The 20,664-nt window shown below is 72.2% G+C and carries 17 protein-coding genes and 1 pseudogene; 9 read left to right on the top strand and 9 right to left on the bottom strand.

Translation table 11 applies throughout. The features are described 5' to 3' along the window. Nucleotides 1–8: 8 nt before the first annotated feature. Nucleotides 9–1,067: a LacI family DNA-binding transcriptional regulator gene (locus tag ABT116_RS18695; RefSeq protein ID WP_351634530.1), complete on the bottom strand. Its 1,059-nt coding sequence runs from the start codon at nucleotides 1,065–1,067 to the stop codon at nucleotides 9–11. A gap of 475 nt (nucleotides 1,068–1,542) precedes the next feature. Continuing rightward, nucleotides 1,543–2,454 carry a homocysteine S-methyltransferase gene (gene mmuM / locus ABT116_RS18690; protein ID WP_351634527.1) on the bottom strand — a complete coding sequence of 304 codons (912 nt, stop codon included), beginning with the start codon at nucleotides 2,452–2,454 and terminating at the stop codon, nucleotides 1,543–1,545. Nucleotides 2,455–2,583: 129 nt separating this feature from the next. On the opposite strand from mmuM, the gene ABT116_RS18685 reads away from it, so the two are divergent. The 3 genes from ABT116_RS18685 to ABT116_RS18675 are packed head-to-tail and all read left to right on the top strand — an operon-like array spanning nucleotide 2,584 to nucleotide 5,954. Then, nucleotides 2,584–3,975 (top strand): amino acid permease, encoded by a 1,392-nt coding sequence (locus tag ABT116_RS18685; protein WP_351634525.1) that lies wholly within the window; start codon nucleotides 2,584–2,586, stop codon nucleotides 3,973–3,975. Between the two features lie 9 nt (nucleotides 3,976–3,984). Continuing rightward, nucleotides 3,985–5,103 carry an aminoglycoside phosphotransferase gene (locus ABT116_RS18680; RefSeq protein ID WP_351634523.1) on the top strand — a complete coding sequence of 373 codons (1,119 nt, stop codon included), beginning with the start codon at nucleotides 3,985–3,987 and terminating at the stop codon, nucleotides 5,101–5,103. Nucleotides 5,104–5,126: 23 nt separating this feature from the next. After that, complete coding sequence (locus tag ABT116_RS18675) at nucleotides 5,127–5,954, top strand: MOSC domain-containing protein (RefSeq protein ID WP_351634522.1); 828 nt, start codon at nucleotides 5,127–5,129, stop codon at nucleotides 5,952–5,954. Between the two features lie 12 nt (nucleotides 5,955–5,966). Here ABT116_RS18675 and ABT116_RS18670 read toward each other — a convergent pair whose 3' ends face one another. Continuing rightward, a complete protein-coding gene (locus ABT116_RS18670; protein WP_351634520.1) occupies nucleotides 5,967–8,060 on the bottom strand; it encodes an autotransporter-associated beta strand repeat-containing protein in 2,094 nt (697 codons plus the stop codon). 220 nt (nucleotides 8,061–8,280) lie between these two features. Here ABT116_RS18670 and ABT116_RS18665 point away from each other — a divergent pair, with 220 nt between their 5' ends. The 5 genes from ABT116_RS18665 to ABT116_RS18645 all read left to right on the top strand — a co-directional run bounded on the left by ABT116_RS18665 (nucleotide 8,281) and on the right by ABT116_RS18645 (nucleotide 14,964). After that, nucleotides 8,281–9,402 carry a glycoside hydrolase family 43 protein gene (locus ABT116_RS18665; RefSeq protein WP_351634517.1) on the top strand — a complete coding sequence of 374 codons (1,122 nt, stop codon included), beginning with the start codon at nucleotides 8,281–8,283 and terminating at the stop codon, nucleotides 9,400–9,402. A gap of 1 nt (nucleotide 9,403) precedes the next feature. Beyond that, nucleotides 9,404–10,816, top strand: coding sequence for an RICIN domain-containing protein (locus ABT116_RS18660; protein ID WP_351634514.1), 1,413 nt, complete (start codon nucleotides 9,404–9,406; stop codon nucleotides 10,814–10,816). Between the two features lie 446 nt (nucleotides 10,817–11,262). Beyond that, nucleotides 11,263–12,306 carry a rhamnogalacturonan acetylesterase gene (locus tag ABT116_RS18655; protein WP_351634511.1) on the top strand — a complete coding sequence of 348 codons (1,044 nt, stop codon included), beginning with the start codon at nucleotides 11,263–11,265 and terminating at the stop codon, nucleotides 12,304–12,306. Between the two features lie 79 nt (nucleotides 12,307–12,385). Further along, nucleotides 12,386–14,068, top strand: a complete 1,683-nt coding sequence (locus ABT116_RS18650) for a DUF2264 domain-containing protein (protein ID WP_351634508.1) — start codon at nucleotides 12,386–12,388, stop codon at nucleotides 14,066–14,068. 77 nt (nucleotides 14,069–14,145) lie between these two features. After that, complete coding sequence (locus tag ABT116_RS18645; RefSeq protein ID WP_351634505.1) at nucleotides 14,146–14,964, top strand: isocitrate lyase/PEP mutase family protein; 819 nt, start codon at nucleotides 14,146–14,148, stop codon at nucleotides 14,962–14,964. Here ABT116_RS18645 and ABT116_RS18640 read toward each other — a convergent pair. Genes ABT116_RS18640 through ABT116_RS18630 form a run of 3 tightly spaced genes read right to left on the bottom strand, consistent with a single transcriptional unit; the run spans nucleotide 14,961 to nucleotide 16,721 of the window. After that, nucleotides 14,961–15,953, bottom strand: a complete 993-nt coding sequence (locus ABT116_RS18640; RefSeq protein ID WP_351634501.1) for a phosphotransferase enzyme family protein — start codon at nucleotides 15,951–15,953, stop codon at nucleotides 14,961–14,963. The two genes, ABT116_RS18645 and ABT116_RS18640, sit on opposite strands and share 4 nt — an antisense overlap. Then, entirely contained in the window at nucleotides 15,928–16,536 is a 609-nt protein-coding gene (locus ABT116_RS18635; RefSeq protein WP_351634499.1) for a TetR/AcrR family transcriptional regulator, read from the bottom strand. The genes ABT116_RS18640 and ABT116_RS18635 overlap by 26 nt, the downstream gene beginning before the upstream one ends. 11 nt (nucleotides 16,537–16,547) lie before the next feature. After that, entirely contained in the window at nucleotides 16,548–16,721 is a 174-nt protein-coding gene (locus tag ABT116_RS18630; RefSeq protein WP_351634496.1) for a hypothetical protein, read from the bottom strand. A gap of 106 nt (nucleotides 16,722–16,827) precedes the next feature. On the opposite strand from ABT116_RS18630, the pseudogene ABT116_RS18625 reads away from it, so the two are divergent. Beyond that, a pseudogene (locus ABT116_RS18625) lies at nucleotides 16,828–18,053 on the top strand (MFS transporter). Here ABT116_RS18625 and ABT116_RS18620 read toward each other — a convergent pair. Genes ABT116_RS18620 through ABT116_RS18610 form a run of 3 tightly spaced genes read right to left on the bottom strand, consistent with a single transcriptional unit; the run spans nucleotide 18,043 to nucleotide 20,630 of the window. Beyond that, a complete protein-coding gene (locus tag ABT116_RS18620) occupies nucleotides 18,043–18,849 on the bottom strand; it encodes an ABC transporter permease (RefSeq protein ID WP_351634494.1) in 807 nt (268 codons plus the stop codon). The pseudogene ABT116_RS18625 and the gene ABT116_RS18620 sit on opposite strands and share 11 nt — an antisense overlap. A gap of 1 nt (nucleotide 18,850) precedes the next feature. Then, nucleotides 18,851–19,654 (bottom strand): ABC-2 family transporter protein, encoded by an 804-nt coding sequence (locus ABT116_RS18615; RefSeq protein ID WP_351634491.1) that lies wholly within the window; start codon nucleotides 19,652–19,654, stop codon nucleotides 18,851–18,853. A gap of 1 nt (nucleotide 19,655) precedes the next feature. Further along, the gene (locus ABT116_RS18610) at nucleotides 19,656–20,630 is read right to left on the bottom strand and encodes an ABC transporter ATP-binding protein (protein ID WP_351634544.1); all 975 of its coding nucleotides are present in this window, start codon (nucleotides 20,628–20,630) and stop codon (nucleotides 19,656–19,658) included. Nucleotides 20,631–20,664 lie beyond the last annotated feature (34 nt).

Below are 20,664 nucleotides of genomic sequence, written 5' to 3'. Positions count from 1 at the left end.
ATGAGCGGCTAGCGTGCCCGGGGCGGACCCACCGAGTCCCGTACCACCACGTGCGTGCCCAGCAGCAGATGTTCGTCCGGGGCGCCCGGGGTGTGCTCCAGGGCCGTCCGCACGGCGAGACGGCCCAGTTCCTCGTAGGGGACGTGGACCGTCGTCAGGGCCGGGTGCAGATCGCGGGCGAACGGGATGTCGTCGTAACCGGCGAGGGAGACGTCGTCCGGCACCTTCAGGCCCGCTTCGTGCAGTGCGGTGAGGGCACCCGCCGCGACCATGTCCGTGGCCGCCACCACCGCGCTGAACTCCAGTCCGTCCGCGAGGGCTTGGCGCATCAGACGGTGGCCGGCGTCCCGCGTGAAGTCACCGTGCAGCACGAGGGACGGATCGGGGGTGAGGCCGCGGGCCCGGTGTGCGGCGAGGTAGCCGCGCTCGCGGCCCAGGGCCGTGGTGTGGTCCGCCCGGCCGCCGAGGAACAGCACCCGGCGGTGGCCCTGCGCGAGCACGTGGGCGACCAGGGTGTGGGCGCCGCCCTCGTTGTCGTACTCGATGACCGTCACCGGGGCGCCCGGGTCCAGCGGCGGCCGGCCGCACAGGACCAGGCGGGAACCGGCCGAGGCGAGGGAGTCGGCCATGCGGTGCGTGCGTTCGCGGTACGCGGGGGTGTCGGCCGTACCGCCGACCAGGATCACGGCGGCGGCCCGCTGGGCGCGCATCATCTCGACGAACTCCAGCTCGTGCCGCACCTCGCCCTCCGTGCTGCACACCAGGCAGAGATGGCCGAGCCGGGTCGCCTCACGCTCCACGCCGTGGGCCATGTGCGCGAACGACGGGCCGGTGATGTCCTCCAGGACGAAGGCGAGGGTGGGCGTACCGGCGCCGGCGATCGCCTTCGCCCGGGCGTCGGCCACGTAGTCCAGCTCCCGGACCGCCCGCATCACGCTCCCGCGCGTCGCCGCGCTCACCGGATACACCCCGCCCAGCACCCGGGACACCGTCGACGCGGAGACCCCCGCGCGCGCCGCCACGTCCCGGATGGTGCTACGACCCGCGTCCCCGCTCTTCCTCGTCATGCCCTGCCTCGTCTCTCCCGGGCGCCGGTCAGCGCCCACCCCCTGGGGAACTGCGGCAACGCCGTAGCAACCGGTTCCCGTGACGGAGGCTAGCAGCGCGGGACGAGGCGGAGGAGGGCCGTGCGCACACGGCGGGGACAGTGGGGTGCACGCCGGGTCAGTGGGGTGCTGTGCCGGGGCGGCGGGGTGCTGCGCCAGGGGCGGCGGGGTGCCGCCGGGACAGTGGGGTGCTGTGCCAGGGCGGCGGGCGCCACGCGGGGTCAATGGTGTGCTGTACCAGGGCAGTGGGGTGCTGTGCCAGGGCGGCGGGGTGCCACGCCAGGTCAATGGGGTCTGTGCCGGGGCGGCGGGCGCCACGCCGGGTCAATGGGGCGCTGCGCCAGGGCAGCGGGGTGCCCCGCAGTGTCAGTGGGGCGCCGCACCGGGACAGTGGGGTGCTGCGCCGGGACAGTGAGCGCCACGTCGGGCGGGGCGGCTATGCCGCCTTCAGTGCCTCGGCGATGCCCGAGACGGCGTCCGGTCCCACCCGGCAGCAGCCGCCGATCAGCCGGGCTCCCGCCTGCTGCCAGCCCTTCACCTGGCCGGCGGTGAAGCTGGAGCGGCCGGTCCAGGCACGCGCCTCGGCGTCCCAGGTCTCGCCGCTGTTGGGGTAGACGACGACGGGCTTGCCGGTGACCCGCGCCGCCGTCGCCAACGCGGCGTCCACGTCCTGCGGCGCGCAGCAGTTCACCCCGACCGCGATCACCTCGTCCGCCTCGGCGGCCGGGGCGAAGGCCTCCTCCAGCGGCTGCCCGGCCCGCGTGCGGTCACCGGCGACGGAGTACGTCAGCCAGGCCGGCACTCCGAGCCCGCGCACCGCCCGCAGCAGGGCCGCGGCCTCGTCGGCGTCCGGGACCGTCTCCAGGGCGAGGACGTCGGGCCCGGCCGCGGCCAGCACCTCCAGGCGCGGCCGGTGGAAACGCTCCAGCTCGTCCACACTCAGCCCGTAACGCCCCCGGTACTCCGAGCCGTCCGCGAGCATCGCCCCGTACGGACCGGCCGAGGCCGCCACCCACAGGGGTCGGGAGACCCGCGCCCGCCGGGCCGCCTCCCGGGCCGACTCCACGCTCAGCGCCATGAGTTCGGCTGCCCGGTCGTGGTCGATCCCGCGCTTGGCGAAGCCCTCGAACGTGGCCTGGTAGCTGGCCGTGATCGCCACGTCCGCCCCCGCCCGGAAGTAGGCGAGGTGCGCCTCGGTCACCGCCTCCGGCTGTTCGGCGAGCAGCCGGGCCGACCACAGCTCGTCGCTCAGGTCGTGCCCGGCCGATTCGAGCTGGTTGGACATGCCTCCGTCGAGGACGACCGTTCCGGCGGCGAGGGCTTCTGCGAGGGAGAGGGTGCTGGTCATGCCGACGACGGTAGTCGACGTTCCACGATGGACCCCAGCCGCTTGTGTCCATCAGATGAACAGGTCGATCAACATGTGGGATCGCGGCTACGATCAGGACCCTCCCCCTCCGCTTGTACAGGAACCCTCATGACCGTCCCCAGCCCCACCGAGGCCGCAGAACCCGCCGACCGGGCCGCGACCGGAACCGCCCCGGCGCCCGCTCCCCGCCGCACCTTCGGCCTCGCCGCCGCCACTGCCCTCGTCATGGGCAACATCATCGGCGGCGGCATCTTCGCCCTGCCCGCCACTGTCGCCCCGTACGGCACGATCAGCCTGCTCGCATTCCTCGTGCTCTCGGTGGGAGCCGTCCTGCTCGCGCTGCTCTTCGGCAGGCTGGCGCGGCGCAGCCCGGTCACCGGCGGTCTGTACGTCTACCCGCGGGACGCCTTCGGCGAGTTCGCCGGGTTCCTGTCGGCCTGGTCGTACTGGACGATGTGCTGGGTCAGCATCGCCGCCCTGGCCGTCGCGGTCGTCGGCTACGTCGAGGTCCTCATACCCCTGCACGGCAACCACGCCCTCCAGGCCCTCGTCGCCCTGGCCGCCCTCTGGCTGCCGGCCGCGGCGAACTTCGCCGGCACGCGCTGGGTCGGTGCGGTCCAGGTCGTCTCCACGATCCTGAAGTTCGTACCGCTGCTCCTGCTCGCCACGATCGGCCTGTTCTTCGTCGACGCGGACAACTTCGGCCCGTTCAACGCCTCCGGCCAGAGCGTCTCCGGCGCGCTGGCCGCCTCCGCCGCGCTGTTGCTGTACAGCTTCCTCGGGGTCGAGTCCGCCGCCGTCAGCGCGGGCGAGGTCCGCGACCCCGAGCGCACGGTCGGCCGGGCGAGCGTCCTCGGCACCCTGGCCTCCGCCCTCGTCTACGTCCTCGGCACGATCGCCGTCTTCGGCCTGGTCCCGCACGACCGGCTCGTCGACTCCGGCGCCCCCTTCGCCGACGCCGTCAACGCCCTGACCGGCAGCTCCTGGGGCGGCACCGCCATCGCGCTGGTCGCCGTCGCCTCGATCACCGGCTGCCTCAACGGCTGGATCCTCATGGCCGCGCAGATGCCGTACGCCGCCGCCCGCGACGGCCTCTTCCCCGCGCCCTTCGCCCGCCTCGGCAAGGGCGGCGTCCCCGGCTTCGGGGTGTGGGCCTGCGCGGTCCTCGGCAGCCTCCTCATCGCCCTCAACTACACGGCCGGCCCGGACACCACGTTCCGCGTCCTCGTCCTGGTCACGACGTTCACCGGCTGCGTGCCCTACCTGCTGTCGGCCGCCGCCCAGTTGTACTGGCTGGCGCGCGGCACCCGCGACCGAGTCCGCCCCGCGGGACTCGCCCGGGACCTGACGGTCGCCGTCCTCTCCTTCGGCTTCTCGTTCTGGCTGATCGCAGGAGCCGGATACGCCGCCGTCTACCAGGGCGTGCTGTTCCTCTTCGCCGGGATCCCGGTGTACGTGTGGCTGCGGGGACGCAAGGACACGGCGGAGGCGGCGGCATAGCATCGGGGGATGCCCGAGGTCGCTGCAGCGCATGCCGAAGTCCGTGAGGTCCTGGGAGTCCCGGCGCACGAGGTGGTGTTCGAGCGGCTCCGGCACAACCCGCTGAACGGTGTCACGGCCGGGGTGTGGCGGGTCACCGGCGGCGGCCGCTCGGCCGTCCTGAAGGTGCTGACGCGCACGAAGGAGACCAGCGTCGCGTGGTCGGCGTCCAACGACCCGCGCCACTGGAACTTCTGGCGGCGCGAGGCGTACGTCTACCGGTCCGGGCTCGCCCAAGTCTGGCAGCGCTACGGCATCCGCGCTCCCCGGCTGCTGGAGTGCGCCGAACGCCCGGACGGCGACGTGGCGTTGTGGCTGGAGGACGTGCCGGGCGAACCGGCGACGACCTGGTCCCTCGACCGCCACGTCGACCACGCCCACCGCCTGGGCGCCGCCCAGGGCGCGGTGGGCGCGGGGGAGGACGCCCCGTGGCTCTCGCAGGGCTTCCTGCGCGACTACACGTCGGACAGGACCACGAGTGAGGCCCTGCTCGACGACGACGAGGCGTGGCAACACCCACTGGTCCGGGAGCACTTCCCGCCCGGCCTGCGCGAGGACATGGTCCGCCTCCACCACGACCGCGCGTGGTTGCTCACGCTCATGGAGTCGCTGCCCCGCACCCTGTGCCACCTCGACCAATGGCCGGCGAACGTCCGCTCCGGCGGCCCCGGCACCAGCGTCCTGCTCGACTGGGCGTTCACCGGCGACGGCGCCCTCGGCGAGGACCTCGGCAACTACCTCCCGGACTCCGTCTTCGACCTGTTCGTGCCCGCCGCCCAACTGCCCGGCCTGGCCAAGGCGGCCTACGACGCCTACGTGCAGGGACTGCGCGCAAGCGGCTGGCGCGGCGACGAACGCCTCGTACGACTCGGCGTGTGCGCCTCCGCGGTGAAGTACGACTGGCTCACGGCGCTGATGCTGGCGCGGGCGGAGGAGGAGCAGGTGGCCTACGGCGGCGAAGGCACCGTGCCGGCCGCACTCCGCTACCGGGAACGGGGCCTGGCCCTGGCCTTCCTGGCCGAATGGGCGGCCGAGGCGCGGCTGCTGGCTCCCCTGCTCGGGTTCCCCGAAGCCCCCAGCGGCCGCTGAACCGCGCAGAGGAACGGAAGGTCATGGCACGAGTCGTCGAGTTGTCGTCCTACCCCGTCAAGGGCTGCGCCGGCACGTCGGCGGACGAGGCGCTGCTGACCCCGGCCGGACTGGCGCACGACCGCAGCTTCATGGTCGTCAGCGAGGACGGCGTGTACCGGACACAGCGCCGCGATCCACTGCTGGCCGTCATCCGCCCCCTCATCACGCCCGACGGTGATCACCTCACGCTCACCGCACCCGACGCCGAGGCCCTCCACCTCCGGGTGGACACCTCCGGCGCCCGCCGGAAGGTCGACCTGTTCGGAACCGCTTACCAGGGCATCGACCAAGGCGACGAGGTGGCGGACTGGCTCACGACCGTGCTCGGCGCACCGAGTCGTCTGGTCCGGACACCGCCGGAACACGACCGGGTGACCGACGGCCGGACACCCGGCACCTCGGGCTACGCCGACAGCAGCGCCCTGCACGTCATCTCCCGCTCCACCCTCGGCCTCCTCAACACCCGGCTGACCGCCCGCGGCGCCCACCCCCTCCCACTGAACCGCTTCCGCCCCAACATCGTCATCGACGGCTGGGACGACCCCCACACGGAGGACCGCGCCCACCGCCTCCGCATCGGCGACACCGACCTCGGCTACGCCAAACTCGCCATCCGCTGCGCGGTCACCCTGGTCGACCAGCACACCGGCACCCGAGCGGGCCGGGAGCCCCTCCGCACCCTCGCCGCCTACCGCCGCGCCGCCCAGGGCGGAGTCGCCTTCGGCACGAAGTACGCGGTGCTCCGGCCCGGCCGGATGGCGGTGGGGGACGAGGTGACGGTGACGGTGTGGGGGGATTCGGAGCTGTGAGCACCGGGGGGGTCAACGCCGCGCCCGGCCCGCGTGCCGTCCGCCCCGGCGCCCGTTCCGCCCCCGTCGCGTCGCGACCGGTACCGCGAGGCTGATGGTCAGGGCGGCGGCGAGGGCGTAGGGCCACCAGCCGAAGCCGACGGCTTCTGACGCGCCGGCGCTGCGCGGGCTCGCGTGGGCCGGGGCGGACGGGCCACTGGCGGAGTGGCTGGGAGAGGTGACCGCCGTCAGGACGACGTCGTTGCCGTCGCCGCCCCGGTAGCTGATCCGGTAGGGCGTGTCCGCCCGCTGCAGAAGGGCGCCTTCCCGTAGGCCGGTGAAGGTTCCGGAGGTTCTGGCCTTGCCCTTGTTGTCGAGGACGGTGATCTCGCGAGCCGCGTGGGGGGCGGCCGGCACGTCGAGGTGTCCGGCCAGCCGGGCCCGGCCCGTCACCGTCAGCGGCTTGTCCCGCAGGACCAGTGTGCCCTTGGGGCTCTGGGTGTAGGGGCCGTCGACGGTGAGGCCCGTCGTCACGGTGCCGTCGTTGGTGACCGTGCCGCTCACCGTGCCCTTGCCGGTCAGCGTCGTCGCCACCCGCAGGCCCGGCCGGCCCGCGTCCAGCCGTGCACCGGCCGAGGTGAGCCGGATCGACCTGCTGCGGGTGAGAGCGGCTCCGCCGCGCAGGGCGAGGGTGCCTTCGGACACCGTCGTCGGCCCGGTGTACGTCACCGCCCGGCCCGTCAGGGTCGTCGTGGCGGTGCCCGACTGGGTGAGTGAGCCGCTGCCGCCGACGCGGGACAGGGTGAGCGGCCTGGCCGTGTTGCGCAGGACCAGGGAGCCGTCGTTGACGAGCCGGTAGTGGGCGCCGCCGGTGTACAGGCCGCCGTCGCCGCCCCGTTCGCCGCTGCCCAGGCGCAGGACCGCGCCCTTCTCCACCGTGGTGGAGCCGTCGTAGTACTGGACGGCCGCGAAGGTCACGTCGTTGCCGGGGGTGCCCGCGATGACGACGTCGCCGGCGCCGGGGGCGGAGAGCGTGTCGTGGAACCGGCCGCCGCCGATGGGGGCGCCGAGCGTCACCGGGCCGTTGTAGTCGAAGGTGAGCCGGGAGCGCGAGCGGGCCGCCAGCAGGTTGATGTAAACGGTCTCCGCCGTGCCCGGCATGAAGATCCGGTCGGTCGTGCCGTCGCCCCAATGGACGTCCGCACCCTTGATGTTGGTGCCGCGCTTGTTGACGTGTCTGCGGGCCGGCGTCCAGTTGAGGGCCGGGTCGCTGAGCGACGGGTCCGTGTCACCGCCCCGGTCCGACCAGCTGTACTGCCCGGTCAGGACGACTTTCCCGCCCGGCCGCGACTGGACGTTGATGTCGCTGCCGTACTCGCGCTGGTAGAAGTCCATGCCCATGGTGACGGTCCGGCCCAGCGGGGTGTCCACCGTCCAGGTGCCCTGGTTGAGGATCTTGTGGACGCGCGGGAGCGAGGTGGCGTACTCGGGCCGCCCGGCGTTGGCCTGCGTGCCGTTGTCGATCACCCCGGAGAAGGAGTGGGTGCCCGACAGGTCCCACGTGCCCCACAGGAACCTGGGCTGCGTGATCAGGCCCGAGCCGCTGATCGTGCCCAGGTTGTAGGCGTTCTTCAGCGACAGCCGCAGGGTGCCGTCGACCCGGATGTTGTCCTGGTTGAGGCGGAACGCCGGGGTGTTGTACGGGAAGCGGCCGATCAGGCCCGTCGTACCGCCGTTGCCGTACTGGAGCGTCGCGCCCCGCTCCACCGTGACCGCCGGCGGGTCGGGGCGGGTGACGGTGACGTACGGGTGATGGCCGCCCGGCGTCCTCACCTGCTGCCGCTGCCGTGACTTCGGGAGCGTGAAGTCGCTGTCCCTGGTGAGGACCAGTGTTCCGCTGCCGCGCACGGTGAGCGTGCCCTCGCCGCGGAAGACGCCGTCGTACGTCGTCGTCCCGGGCGGCACGGTGACGACCGTGTCGCCGTCGAGCGTCACGCTCCGGCCTGCCAGCACGTCGGCCGTGACGTCCCGGGGGCCGGCGGCCACCGCCGGGGGAGCGGTGAGCAGGGAGGCGACCGCCGCGAGGACGCCCGCGGCCGCTGCTGTGGTGTGGGTGAGGCTTGGCACATCACCGGAGACGGGCCATGTCCCCGCCGATAACAGAAACTTCGGCGGCTGCTGTTTCCGGAACATGCCGGGCGGGTTCGTCGGGTCAGACCCGTTGACCTGCTCGTGTCACCCCCTTACCTTTCCACCGTTCGTAATGACAGATGGTGTTCGAAATCTCAGACGCTGTATCGGACGATGACGCCGTGTGTCCCCCCAGTGAGAGGCAGGCCCCCACCGCATGAGCCGCGACCGCGACCACGCTCTGCCCGAACCCCCCAGCCGCAGGCTGCTGCTGAAGGGCGCCGCAGCCGCCGGCGCCCTGGCCGCCGTCCCCGCCCTCCCCGGCGTCGCCCAGGCGGCACCCCCTGCAGAAACCGCTGCCGAAACACCCGGCAAGCGCCCGAAGCCGGCCCCCTTCGTGAACCCGCTCGTCCGCAACCGTGCCGATCCGCACATCCACCGGCACAAGGACGGTTTCTACTACTTCACCGCCACGGCCCCCGAGTACGACCGCATCATCCTGCGCCGCTCCCGCACCCTGAACGGTCTCGGCACGGCGGACGAGTCCGTCATCTGGCGCGCCCACGCCACCGGCCCCATGGGCGCCCACATCTGGGCGCCCGAACTGCACCGCATCGGCGGCAAGTGGTACGTCTACTTCGCCTCCGCGCCCGCCGAGGACGTCTGGGCCATCCGCATCTGGGTGCTGGAGAACGCCCACCCCAACCCCTTCCAGGGCACCTGGGTGGAGCGGGGCCAGATCAAGACGGCGTGGGAAACCTTCTCCCTGGACGCCACCACCTTCACCCACCGGGGCAAGCGTTACCTCGCCTGGGCCCAGCACGAGCCCGGCCTGGACAACAACACCGGCATCTTCCTGTCGGAGATGGCGAACCCGTGGACCCTGACGGGCCCGCAGGTGCGGCTCTCCACCCCGGAGTACGACTGGGAGTGCATCGGCTTCAAGGTCAACGAGGGCCCCTACGTCCTCAAGCGCAACGGCCGCCTCTTCATGACGTACTCGGCCAGCGCCACCGACTTCAACTACTGCATGGGGCTGCTGACCGCCGACGCCGACAGTCACCTCCTGGACCCCATGAGCTGGTCCAAGTCGCCGACCCCGGTGTTCACCAGCAACGACACGACCAAGCAGTACGGCCCCGGCCACAACTGCTTCACGGTCGCCGAGGACGGCCGCACCGACGTCCTCGTCTACCACGCCCGGCAGTACAAGGAGATCAACGGCGACCCGCTGAACGACCCCAACCGCCACACCCGCGTCCAGAAACTCGGCTGGAAGAGCGACGGCACCCCGGACTTCGGCATACCGGTCGCCGACACAGCAACGGCAGGTGAATGACATGCGACGTGCCTGCACCACCCTTCTCGCCCTGTGTCTGGGGCTGTTCGGCGCCCTCGCCACCGCCGGGCCCGCCCAGGCCGCGCCCCAGACGATCACCAACGGCACCCAGTTCACCGACACCTCGGGCAGCCCCGTCCACGCGCACGGCGGCGGAGTCCTCAAAGTCGGCAGCTACTACTACTGGTTCGGCGAGCACCGCAACGCCGACAACACCTTCCGGTACGTCGACGCCTACCGTTCGACCGACCTGAAGAACTGGGAGTTCCGCAACCACGTCCTGACCGAGGCCAGCGACCCCGAGCTCGCGACCGCCAACATCGAGCGGCCGAAGGTCATGTACAACGCCTCCACCGGCAAGTTCGTCATGTGGATGCACAAGGAGAACGGCACCGACTACAGCGAGGCTCGCGCGGCCGTCGCCGTCTCCGACACCGTCGACGGCAACTACACCTGGAAGGGCAGCTTCCGGCCGCTCGGCCAGCACATGTCCCGCGACATCACCGTCTTCACCGACACCGACGGCGCCGGCTACATGATCTCCGCCGCCCGTGAGAACTACGACCTCCAGATCTACCGCCTCACCGCCGACTACACCGGCATCGCGAGTCTGGTCGCCAACCCCTGGCCCGGCGGACACCGCGAGGCCCCCGCCCTGTTCAAGCGGAACGGCGTGTACTTCATGCTGACCTCGGGCGCGACGGGCTGGAACCCCAACCAGCAGCAGTACGCCACGGCTACGAACCTCGCCGGGCCTTGGTCAGCCATGAAGAACATCGGCGACTCGACGACGTATGGCTCGCAGACCGCGTTCGTCCTGCCCGTGCAGGGCAGCTCGGGCACCTCGTACCTGTACATGGGCGACCGCTGGGGCAACTCCTTCGGCGGCACCGTCAACGACTCCCGGTACGTGTGGCTGCCGCTGACCTTCTCGGGCGCGACCACGATGGCCATGTCCTGGTCGCCGGAGGTCACCGTCGACACGGCCGCCGGGACCGTCACCGGCACCGGAGCCACGTACAACACGCTGATCGCCCGCCACTCCTCCAAGTGCGCGGACGTGACGAGCCAGTCGCTGTGGGCGGGCGCCCAGCTCAAGCAGTACGACTGCAACGGAGGCGCCAACCAGAAGTACTGGTTCAAGTCCGTCGGAAGCGGTTACTACCAGCTGATGGTCCGCAACAGCAGCCTCTGCGTGCAGGAGAACGCGAGCACGGTCACGCAGGAGAACTGCGCCTCCTCCGCCACGAGCCAGCAGTGGTCGCTGACCACCACCGGCTCGTACGTGAACGTCAAGTCCCGCGCGAGCGGCGAGTGCCTCGACGTGAACGGCTCGTCCACCGCCAACGGCGCCGCGCTCATCACGTACACGTGCAACGGCGGCGCCAACCAGCAGTGGACGCGCGGGACATGACGCATGGACGCTGCACTTGAATCCTCCCCTCCCTGAGGGGAGGGGATTTCTGGCTCAGGCCCGGGACACCGTGTCCTCTCCAACTCTGTGAAGGACCATACGTACGGCAGCCGCACGGGCGTGCCCTGATACCGCGACCATCACCCTGACCGGCGATCAGGGCACACGCGTTCGCGTCCCCCCGGCGATACCGGCAGCGCCACGGGTACTCCGTGCCCTGAGCCGGATGTGGCGACGCTCCGCGCTCGCGACACCCGGTTGCGATTCCGCCCCGGCGTGAACCCCGGGTCGGAATCGCAAGCTCAGGTGCACGTCGAATCTCGCGAAAGGGCTTTCGGTCAAGTGAAGTCGCCCATCTCGTGAATCCTGTTCGAGGACTAGAAAGCGCTTGTCCAGAGCGATACGGTCCACTCCCAGGTCTTGTCGTCCGCTGGGAGGAGCCCCGAGTGAGACGTTTCAGTATCGCCGTTGCAGCGGCGGTGACCCTGGGTGTCGCGTTGTCGTCCGTACCGGCCCAGGCCCATGCGGGTCGGCCGTCCCCGGGCCTCGCGCACTGCACCGCCGACACCTGCCACTTCGACGTTCCGCCGGGCACGTACGACGTGCGGGTCGTGGTCGGCGGAAAGACAGCGTCCGCCACGAGCATCAGCGGCGAGAGCCGCCGGTCCCTGCTCCCCGAGACAGCCGCACCGGCGGGTGAGCGGATCACCCGCAGCTTCACCGTGAACGTCCGCACCCCCGAGGGCGAGCCCACCGGCCCCGAGGGGACCCCCGGCCTCGACCTGCGGATCGGCGGCTCCGCCCCGGCCCTCGCCGGCATCAGGGTCACCCGGGCCCGGCACGCCCGCCAGATCTTCCTGGTCGGCGACTCCACCGTCTGCGACCAGCCCGGCGACCCGTACTCCGGCTGGGGACAGCAGCTGCCGCAGTACCTCCGCAAGGGCGTGTCCGTCGCCAACTACGCCGATTCCGGGGAGAGTACGGTCTCGTATCTGGGGAACCCGCAGTTGTGGGCCACCGTACGGCCCCTGATCCGCCCCGGCGATCTGGTCCTGGTCCAGCTCGCCCACAACGACAAGACCACGGACGAGGCCACCTACCGGGCCAACCTCGAAACCCTGGTGGCCGGCGTCCGGGAGCGGGGCGGACAGCCGGTCCTTGTCACTCCCATCGTGCGGCGCTGGTTCAGCTCCGACGGCACGCTGAACAACGGAACCGCGCTGCTGGTCAACGGCCTCGGTGTCGACCACCCGGCCGTCATCCGCTCGGTCGCCGCGGCGCGGGAGGTGCCGCTGATCGACCTCACGGCGAAGACCAAGGCGCTGGTGGAGTCCCTCGGCGTGGAAGGCTCCAAGGCGCTGTACCTCACCAACGAGGCGCGGGACAACACGCACACCTCCGTGCGCGGTGCGACGGCCTACGCGGGCCTCGTCCGCGACGAACTCGTCACCCGGCATCTGGTGCCGAAGGGCACGGTGCGGGTGGGATGAACCCCTGGGGCGCCCCGACCGGAACCGGGGCGCTCCAGGTCCGATCCGTATCCACCGGCCCGAGCACGAAAGACACCCGATGCAGCTGCCTCCCGCCGACCGCACGACGTCCCCGTTCACCGGCTACACCCGCGCCCACTGGGAGGCGGCGGCCGACTCCCTGCTCACCGCCGTCGAGCCGTACGCCACCGAGGACCGTGCGCTCTACCACCTGCCCGGCGACCGGGCCAGCTGGACGGGCCGCCTCTCCGACGGCCTGGAGGGCTACGCCCGCACCCTGCTGCTCGCCGCCTTCCGCCGCGACGAGAAGGCCCTGGAGCGCTACGCGACCGGCCTCGCCGCCGGTGTCTCGGGCGTCTGGCCCCGCATCGAGGACCGCCACCAGTCCCTGGTGGAGGCGGCGTCCATCGCCCTGGCCCTGCGCCTCACGCGAGACCTGCTCTGGGACCGCCTGGACGACGGCGTGCGCCAGCGGACGGCCGCCTGGCTGGCCGACGCCCTCACGGCCGAGCCCTGGCCCTGCAACTGGGAGCTGTTCCCGGTCACCGTGGGCGGCTTCCTGGCCGAGGTCGGCCACGAGCCGGACGCCTCCCGCGCGGCGATCGACCGCGGCCTGGAACGCATCGAGCAGTGGTACGTCGGCGACGGCTGGTACACCGACGGCGACGGCCGCAAGTACGACTACTACAACGGCTGGGCGATGCACCTCTACCCGGTGCTGCACGCCTGGCTGGAGCGCGACGAGCGACTGCTGGAGCTGTACGGCGACCGCCTCTTCCGGCACCTCGGCGACTACGCCCGGCTGTTCGGCGGCGACGGCGCCCCCATGCACCAGGGCCGCTCCCTGACGTACCGCTTCGCCACCACGGCCCCGCTCTGGCTCGGCGCGCTGACCGGCCGCACGCCGCTGCCCCCCGGCAAGACCCGGCGGCTGGCCTCGGGCGCGCTGAAGTACTTCCTGGACCGGGGCGCGGTGGACGACCGGGGCCTGCTCTCCCTCGGCTGGCACGGCCCCGACGAGTCCGTCCTGCAGGGCTACTCGGGCCCGGCCTCGCCGTACTGGGCGAGCAAGGGCTTCCTCGGCCTGCTCCTGCCCCCCGACCACGAGGTATGGACGGCACCGGAGGAACCCGGCCCCGCCGAGCGCGCGGACTTCGTCACCCCCGTCGGCCCTCCCAACTGGCTGCTTCAGTCCACCCGTTCCGACGGCGTGGTCCGCCTCCACAACCACGGCAGCGAGGACGTCCGCTACGACCCGTACTACACGCGGCTCGCGTACTCCACCGTGACGACCCCCACGGACTCGTACGACAACAGCGTCCTCGTCGGCGGCGACCCGAGCCGCACCGGCATCGAACCGCTCGGTGTGGGCGAGGGCTGGGCGGCGTCCCGGCACACGGCGGGCGGGGGAGCGCGCGTGACGAGTGTGGTGCTGGTGCGCGGGGCGGCGGAGGTACGGGCGCATCTGGTCTCGGGGGCGGAGCCGGGGACGGAGGTCCGCGTGACCGGCTGGGCCGCGCCGGACGGCACCCGCGCGGAACTGCTTCCCGCCGTCGGTGTCGACGCCGACCTCACCGGCGTCACCACCGGGGACTCCACCCTGTTCGTCGCCCTGGCCCGGCTCACCGGCGAGGCGGATCCGGTCCCACTCGCGGAAACGGTCGCGGTAACCACTTCCGGGGAGGGGGAGCTGACGGTCCTCTGGAGCGCGGGGCCCGAGGTGCGGGTCCGGCTGGACGGGGCCGGCGTGCGCGTCGACTGAAGTCTTCGCGGCCACGTTCGCCGTGCGGCCGCCACGGTTCGGCCCGCGCCGAAGCGAGCCGGGTCCAGCATGGCGGTATGACCACAGATCCGCAGCAGACGCCGTCCGGCCGGGCCGTCACCGCCTTCGCCGCCCTTCACCGCGCCGCGGAGCCCCTGCTCCTGCCCAACGCCTGGGATCACGCATCCGCCCGGGCCCTCGCGGGGCAGGGCTTCGGGGCGGTCGGGACGACGAGCCTGGGCGTCGCCGCGGCCGCCGGTCTGCCCGACGGGGCGGCGGCGACCCGGGAGGAGACGCTGCGGCTGGCCGTGGCCCTGGGGTCCGAGCCGTTTGTGCTGTCCGTCGACGCGGAGGGCGGATTCAGCGACGACCCGGACGAGGTGGCCGAGTTCGCCCGGGAGTTGTACGCCGTCGGAGCGGCCGGCATCAACCTGGAGGACGGGCTCGGGCCGGCCGCCCGGCACGCGGCGAAGATCGCGGCGGTCAAGCGGGCCGCTCCCGGCCTGTTCGTCAACGCCCGCACCGACACCCACTGGCTGGGCGACGGCGACGGCACCCTCGCACGCCTCGACGCCTACCAACAGGCGGGCGCTGACGGGGTGTTCGTGCCCGGTCTCACCGGCCTGCGGGGGATCGAGACGCTGGTGCGCCACCTGGAGGTGCCCCTCAACGTCCTCTATGCGCCCGGCGGCCCGTCCGTCGCCCGCCTCGCCGACGTCGGCGTACGCCGGGTCAGCCTCGGCTCGCTGCTGTACCGGCGGGCACTGGGCGCGGCCCTGGAGGCCGCGGCCGGCATTCGCGCGGGCCGGCCACCGACGGGCACCACACCGTCGTACGACGATGTGGCGGGACTTGCCGCGCCGGGCCGCACACCCGGCAGCCGGACGATCCGCTAGGTGTCGAGCGCGGCGACCAGGAGGGAGACGGCGGCGAGGTCGGGCGCGGTGCGCAGGCAGGTCACGGCCTGCCGGCCGCCGAACTCGCGCTGTGCGGCCGTCACGGCGGGATCGACGGCCGTCGCGGCCTGCACGTGGATGTAGTTCAGGGCCGTGGCGAAGAGCATCGAGAAGGATTCCGGGCCGGTGAGGACGGCCCGGCCGCCGGCCTCGCGGTACGCCCGGGCCAGGCGCCGTGCGGAGGCGATGTCCACGTCGTTGCCGCCGGACCAGACGTAGAGGGCACGTGCGAACTCCCGCTCCGCCGCGACGGGACCGGCGTTGTCCCAGTCCAGGAGGACGGGCCCGTCCCGGCCGATCAGCACGTTCCGGGGCTGCAGGTCCAGGTGGGAGTTCACCAGACCGCCGGGCGCCGAGGGGGTCACCCAGTAGGCCAGCGGCGGCGCGGACGTGGAGACGAACCGGTCCAGTTCGTCCGACCACGGCAGGCCGGCGTCCCGCACCTTCTTGAGGACGTCCTCCCAGTCGGCGTCGTCGGGGCACCGCTCGTACCAGCCGTCCGGGGTCTCGACGGCTCCCTCACCGGCCTGGTGGAGCAGTGCCATGGTCCGGCCGAACCAGTCCAATACCTCGGGGTCGGAGGCGTCCGCCTCCGAGCCGTCGACCCAGTCGTACAGCTTCACCCAGGACCCGCTGCCCGGGGAGTCGAGGCGGGAGACGTGGGCGCCGTGCCGGTCGGGGTGGAGCCGGGGCGAGGCGATGCCCAGGTCCGCCGCGGAGTCCCGTAAGGCGGCCTCGCGGGCGACCTGCGCCTCGTCACAGCCGAAGAGGAGTTCCTTCACGGCCCAGGAGCGGCCGTTTCCGGAGAGTTTCCAGATCTGGCCGAGGGCACCCCGGGTGATGGGTGTCATGGTCCAGGGTCCGGTGCCGAGGCCGTAGAGCTCGGCCATGTCACCGGCCGTCTCATCGGATCGGGTGTGTTCGGTCATCGGAAGTCCTCTTCTCGCCCGGCCAGTTCAGGAGCAGCACGTGCAGGGCGTCGATCGCCCTGTCCCAGGAGACCTGCACGTCACGGGGAGCACCGAAGGCACCGGTGGACTCCAGGGCGCAGTAGCCGTGGAAGGTGCTGCGCAGCAGGCGCACGGCGTCGGTGAGGTCGGGTTCCTCCAGGCCGTAGGCGCGGAGCATGCCGTACGTGACGTCGGCCGTTCGCCGCATCGCGGGGGAGTCCGTGACGAGTTCCCGGTCGAGGCGGATCTGGGTCGCCGCGTACCGGCCGGGGTGCTCCAGGGCGTAGGCCCGGTAGGCGGCGGCGAAGGCGGCGAGCGTGTCCCGGCCGGTCTCCCGCCCCTCGACCGCCTCCGCGATCCGGTCGATCATCTCGCCACCGGCGAGGAGGGCCATGCGGGTCCGCAGGTCCTTCAGACCCCGGACGTGGGTGTACAGACTCGCGTCCTTCACCCCGAACCGGCGGGCCAGCGCGGACAGCGTGACGCCCTCGAACCCGACCTCGTCGGCGAGCTCGACCGCGGCCGCGACGAGGCGCTCGGGGGTGAGGCCGGCTCTGGGCATGGGGTCGGGGGTCACCTCTCGAAGAGCGCCATGCCGAGGGCGAGCCCCTCGGACGCACCACGTGATCGTAGCCGTCGGCGGGCGTGCGGAGCGCGGACCGCGTGGGTCACGCCCGGCCCCTCGCTCAGCCCGTCGGACAGACCCGACGCGGGTGGCGGGACGCGTTCGCGGTGTCTCTCGGTCACCCGCACCGCCATAGGGTTGCCGGGGGAGACGCGTTGGGGACATGGGGGAGGCGGCGTGACGCACGAGGCAGCGCGGCGCGAGGACGGATCCGGCGGCTTCGCGGAGATCTCCGGCGACGGCTTACGCGATGGGCGCCCGCTGTGGCGGCAGCGCGACTTCGGGATCTTCTGGGCCGCCCAGACCCTCTCCGTGCTCGGCGACTCCTTCGCGCTGATCGCCCTGCCCCTGCTGGTCCTGGAGGCCACCGGGTCCCTGGCGCGGATGGGCCTGCTGACGGCGGTGGGAGGGGCCGCGGCGGTGTTCGCCGGGGCGGTCGTGGACCGCGTGGACCGGCGCCGCCTGCTCATCGCCTGCGACCTGCTGCGCATGGGCTCTACGGGGCAGTCCCGCTGGTGTGGCTGTTCGGCCCGCAGATCTGGCTGCTGTACGTGGTGCTGCCGCTGTGCGAGGCCGTCGGCATGCTGTTCGCGGTCGGTTACGTCACGGTCGTGCGCGGCCTGGTCGGCACCGAGCGGCTCACGGAGGCCAACGGGCGACTGAACGCCACCGCCGCCGCTGCGGGTGTCCTCGGGCCGCTGTGCGCGGGTCTGGTCGCCGCGTGGTCCGGCCCGGCCGCGGCCGTCGGTGTGGACGCGGCCAGTTTCGGGGTGTCGGCTACGTGCCTGTTCTTCGTACGGTTCCGCCGCCGCACTCCGGACGAACAGCCGGGCGAGCGCACCGGACTGTGGCAGGACCTGCGCACCGGCATCGCCTTCCTCCGCGGCCACCCCGTGCTGCGCTCGCTCACCGTCCTGCTGTTCGTCTTCAGCTTCCTCACCCTCGGTATCAACGACCTGCTCATCTACCACCTCAAGCACGACCTCGGGCACGACGACGGCACCGTCGGCACGGTCATGGCGGCCGGTGCGCTCGGCACCATCACCGGCGCCCTGCTCGTGGCCAGGATCCGCCGCCGCCTCGGCTTCGGGCCGACATGGACGGGCTCGGTCGCGGGCTGCGGTGTCGCTTTCGCCGGTCTCGGCTGGGCCCGTGACGTGCCGGTCGTCGCCGCCCTGAGCGCCGCCTTCCTCGCCTGCGCCGCCATCGGAGGCACCTGTTCGCTGTCACTCCGTCAGGAAGTGACCCCGGAACACCTCCTGGGCCGGGTCACCTCCGCGTTCTGGACCCTGCACTACGCGGCGGCACCGATCGGTGCCGCCGTGCTGACCTGGGCCGCGGAGGAACAGGGCACGCCGCCGGTCGCCCTGGCCGCCGGAGCGACCTGCGTCCTGCTCGCCGTGGCGGCCCTGTTCACCCCGGTCCGCGGCGCGGGCCGGACCGTCAGCCGTTGATGCCGCTGTAGTGCCGCAGACTCCACCGCCACACCAGACGGGCCGCCACATACGCCAGCAGTCCGAGCAGCGGTGAGGCCGCCGCGAGCCAGTAGGGGACTCCGGTCGTGTGGCCGTGGCCCGTCAGGACGGCCGCCGGGAAGTAGGCGACGAAGGCGAGCGGGAGGCCGAAGGTGAGGAATCCGCCCACCGCCCTGGGCAGGACGTTCAGCGGGTAGCTGCCGAAGGTGCCGAGGAGCTCCTCCAGCCAGCGGCCCCACATGTCGGCGGCCGGGAAACGCAGGGACGCACTGGCCACGACCGTGAACAGGGCGGCTTCCAGCAGCATGCCGCCGAGTACGGCCGCGACCAGGTACGTGACGCGGCCGGTCGTCCAGTCCAGGTCGCTGCGTGAGAGCGCCCCCACCATCAGGCCCGCCGCCACCGTCAGGTCCCCGATGGCGTTGGTCGGGAAGAACGCCAGCTGGATCTGCCGGTGGACCGGCATAGGGCGCATCAGGTAGATGTCGATCCGGCCTTCCTGGACCTGCCGTCCGGCCCAGTGCATGCGGCCCAGGAACAGCACGAACAGCCCGTGCGCCAGCATCCGCGTCGCCGGGATCAGCAGCACGTCGGAGCTGTCCCAGCCGCCCATCCCGGCGAACCGCGACAGCAGCACCGTCGCGAACACGATCACCGACACCTGCCAGATCGCCCCGATCGCGATCATCAGCAGGAACTCGGTGCGGTACTCCAGCTGCGCGCGGAAGTTGAGCGCCGTCACCCGCCACACGATCCGCAGAGCCTTGAGCGACATCTCAGCCTCCCTGCGAGATCACGCGCCGGGCGGCCCGCCGCCACAGCAACCGGGTGAACAACGCCAGCGCCACGACCCACGCGGCCTGCACGGACAGCTGGAACGCCGCGTCCGACAGCGGAATGCGTCCCACGTACAGCGAGAGCGGCACGCTCAGCGTGGCCTGGAAGGGCAGGAACGCGCTCATCGTCACGAACCAGTCCGGGAAGAACCACAGCGGCGCGTACACCCCGGACAGCAGGTTCTGCGCGAACAGCAGGATGAGCATGGCCGCGGTGTTGCGGACCGTCCAGAAGCACAACTGGTCCAGGACCAGCATCACGTAGTACAGGACCCACTGGCCCAGCAGCATGCTCAGCAGGAACACCCCCGCCACGGCCGGGGACGCGGGGGGCTCGACGACGCCCGCGGCCAGGCAGATCATGTATCCCGTCAGGGCCCAGGCGAGGCCGTACAACTGCTCGCCGGCGGCCCGCAGGGCGTAGTAGCGCTGCGGGGGCAGCGGGCGCAGGTACCAGTAGACGATGGTGCCGAAGTGCATGTGCTGCAGGACCGTGTCCCGGCCCGCGTACTGGTCCAGCTCCCGCAGCCGGGACGCCAGGACGGCCAGCACGGCGTAGGTGACCGCCTGGTCGCGGCTCAGCCCCGCGGTCGTGCCGGACTGCGCGTACAGGCCGCGCCACAGCGACCAGACCAGCACCACCTGCACGGCCAGCCGGAGGGCGACGGCGGTCATCCGGGGCGGTGCGTTCAGCTCGCCGAGCGGGGTGACCCGGGCGGCGCGCCAGGCATGGAGCACGGCCACGTCAGACCTCCCCGGCGTGCGCGTACGCGGCCCGCATCACGTCCTCGAGGTCCGCCTCGTCCAGGGCGATGTCCGTCACCTCGAACCGCTCGATCACCGCTTTCAGCGCCTGCTGGACGGTGAGCGCTTCGGGGCCGTCGGGACCGAACACGACCTGCGCGCCCGCGTGGCGCAGCAGCGCGGTGCCCGGCGGAGGCACGACCTCGGCGTGCGGATCGGCCAGCGTGGCCCGCACCTGCCACGTGGAGCCGAACTTGCGCCGGATCTCGTCGAGCGAGCCGTCCAGCATCAGCCGGCCGTGGTTGACCAGCACGACCCGTTCGGCGAGCCGCTCGACCTCCGTCATGTCGTGCGTGGTCAGCAGCACCGTGCGGCCGCGCTGTTCCACCTGGTGCCGCAGGAACTCCCGCACCTGTTCCTTCACCACCACGTCCATGCCGATGGTCGGCTCGTCGAGGAACACCACCGGCGGGTCGTGCAGCAGGGCGGCGGCCAGATCGCTGCGCACCCGCTGGCCGAGCGAGAGATGGCGGACCCGGGTGTCCCAGAACGACGACAGCTCCAGGATGTCGTCGAACTCCTCGAGCCGGGCGGCGTGTTCGGACCTCGGCACCTCGTAGATGTCCCGCAGGATCGCGAACGACTCGCGCACCGGCAGGTCCCACCACAACTGGGTGCGCTGCCCGAACACCGCGCCCACGTTGCGGGCGTTGCGCTCCCGCTCCCGGTACGGCACCACGCCCGCGACCCGGGCCTCGCCGGACGTGGGGGTGAGGATGCCGGTGAGGATCTTGATGGTGGTGGACTTGCCGGCGCCGTTCGGCCCGAGCAGGGCGAGGAGTTCGCCCGCGGCCACGTCGAAGGTGATGTCGGAGACCGCGTGCTTGGCCACTCGCTCGGGGTTGACCAGGGAGCGGCGGCGGTAGCTCGCGGTGCCCCGGACGTCGTCGATCGGGTTGCAGGCGGCGGAGCACAGGTCCGCGAACTGCTTGGCGACCGACGGGGTGATG

This window comes from Streptomyces sp. NPDC002130 (genome assembly GCF_040296465.1).
Classification (GTDB): Bacteria; Actinomycetota; Actinomycetes; order Streptomycetales; family Streptomycetaceae; genus Streptomyces.
Note: the sequence above shows the minus strand (reverse complement) of the source record. Positions and strands in the feature narration are given on the sequence as shown.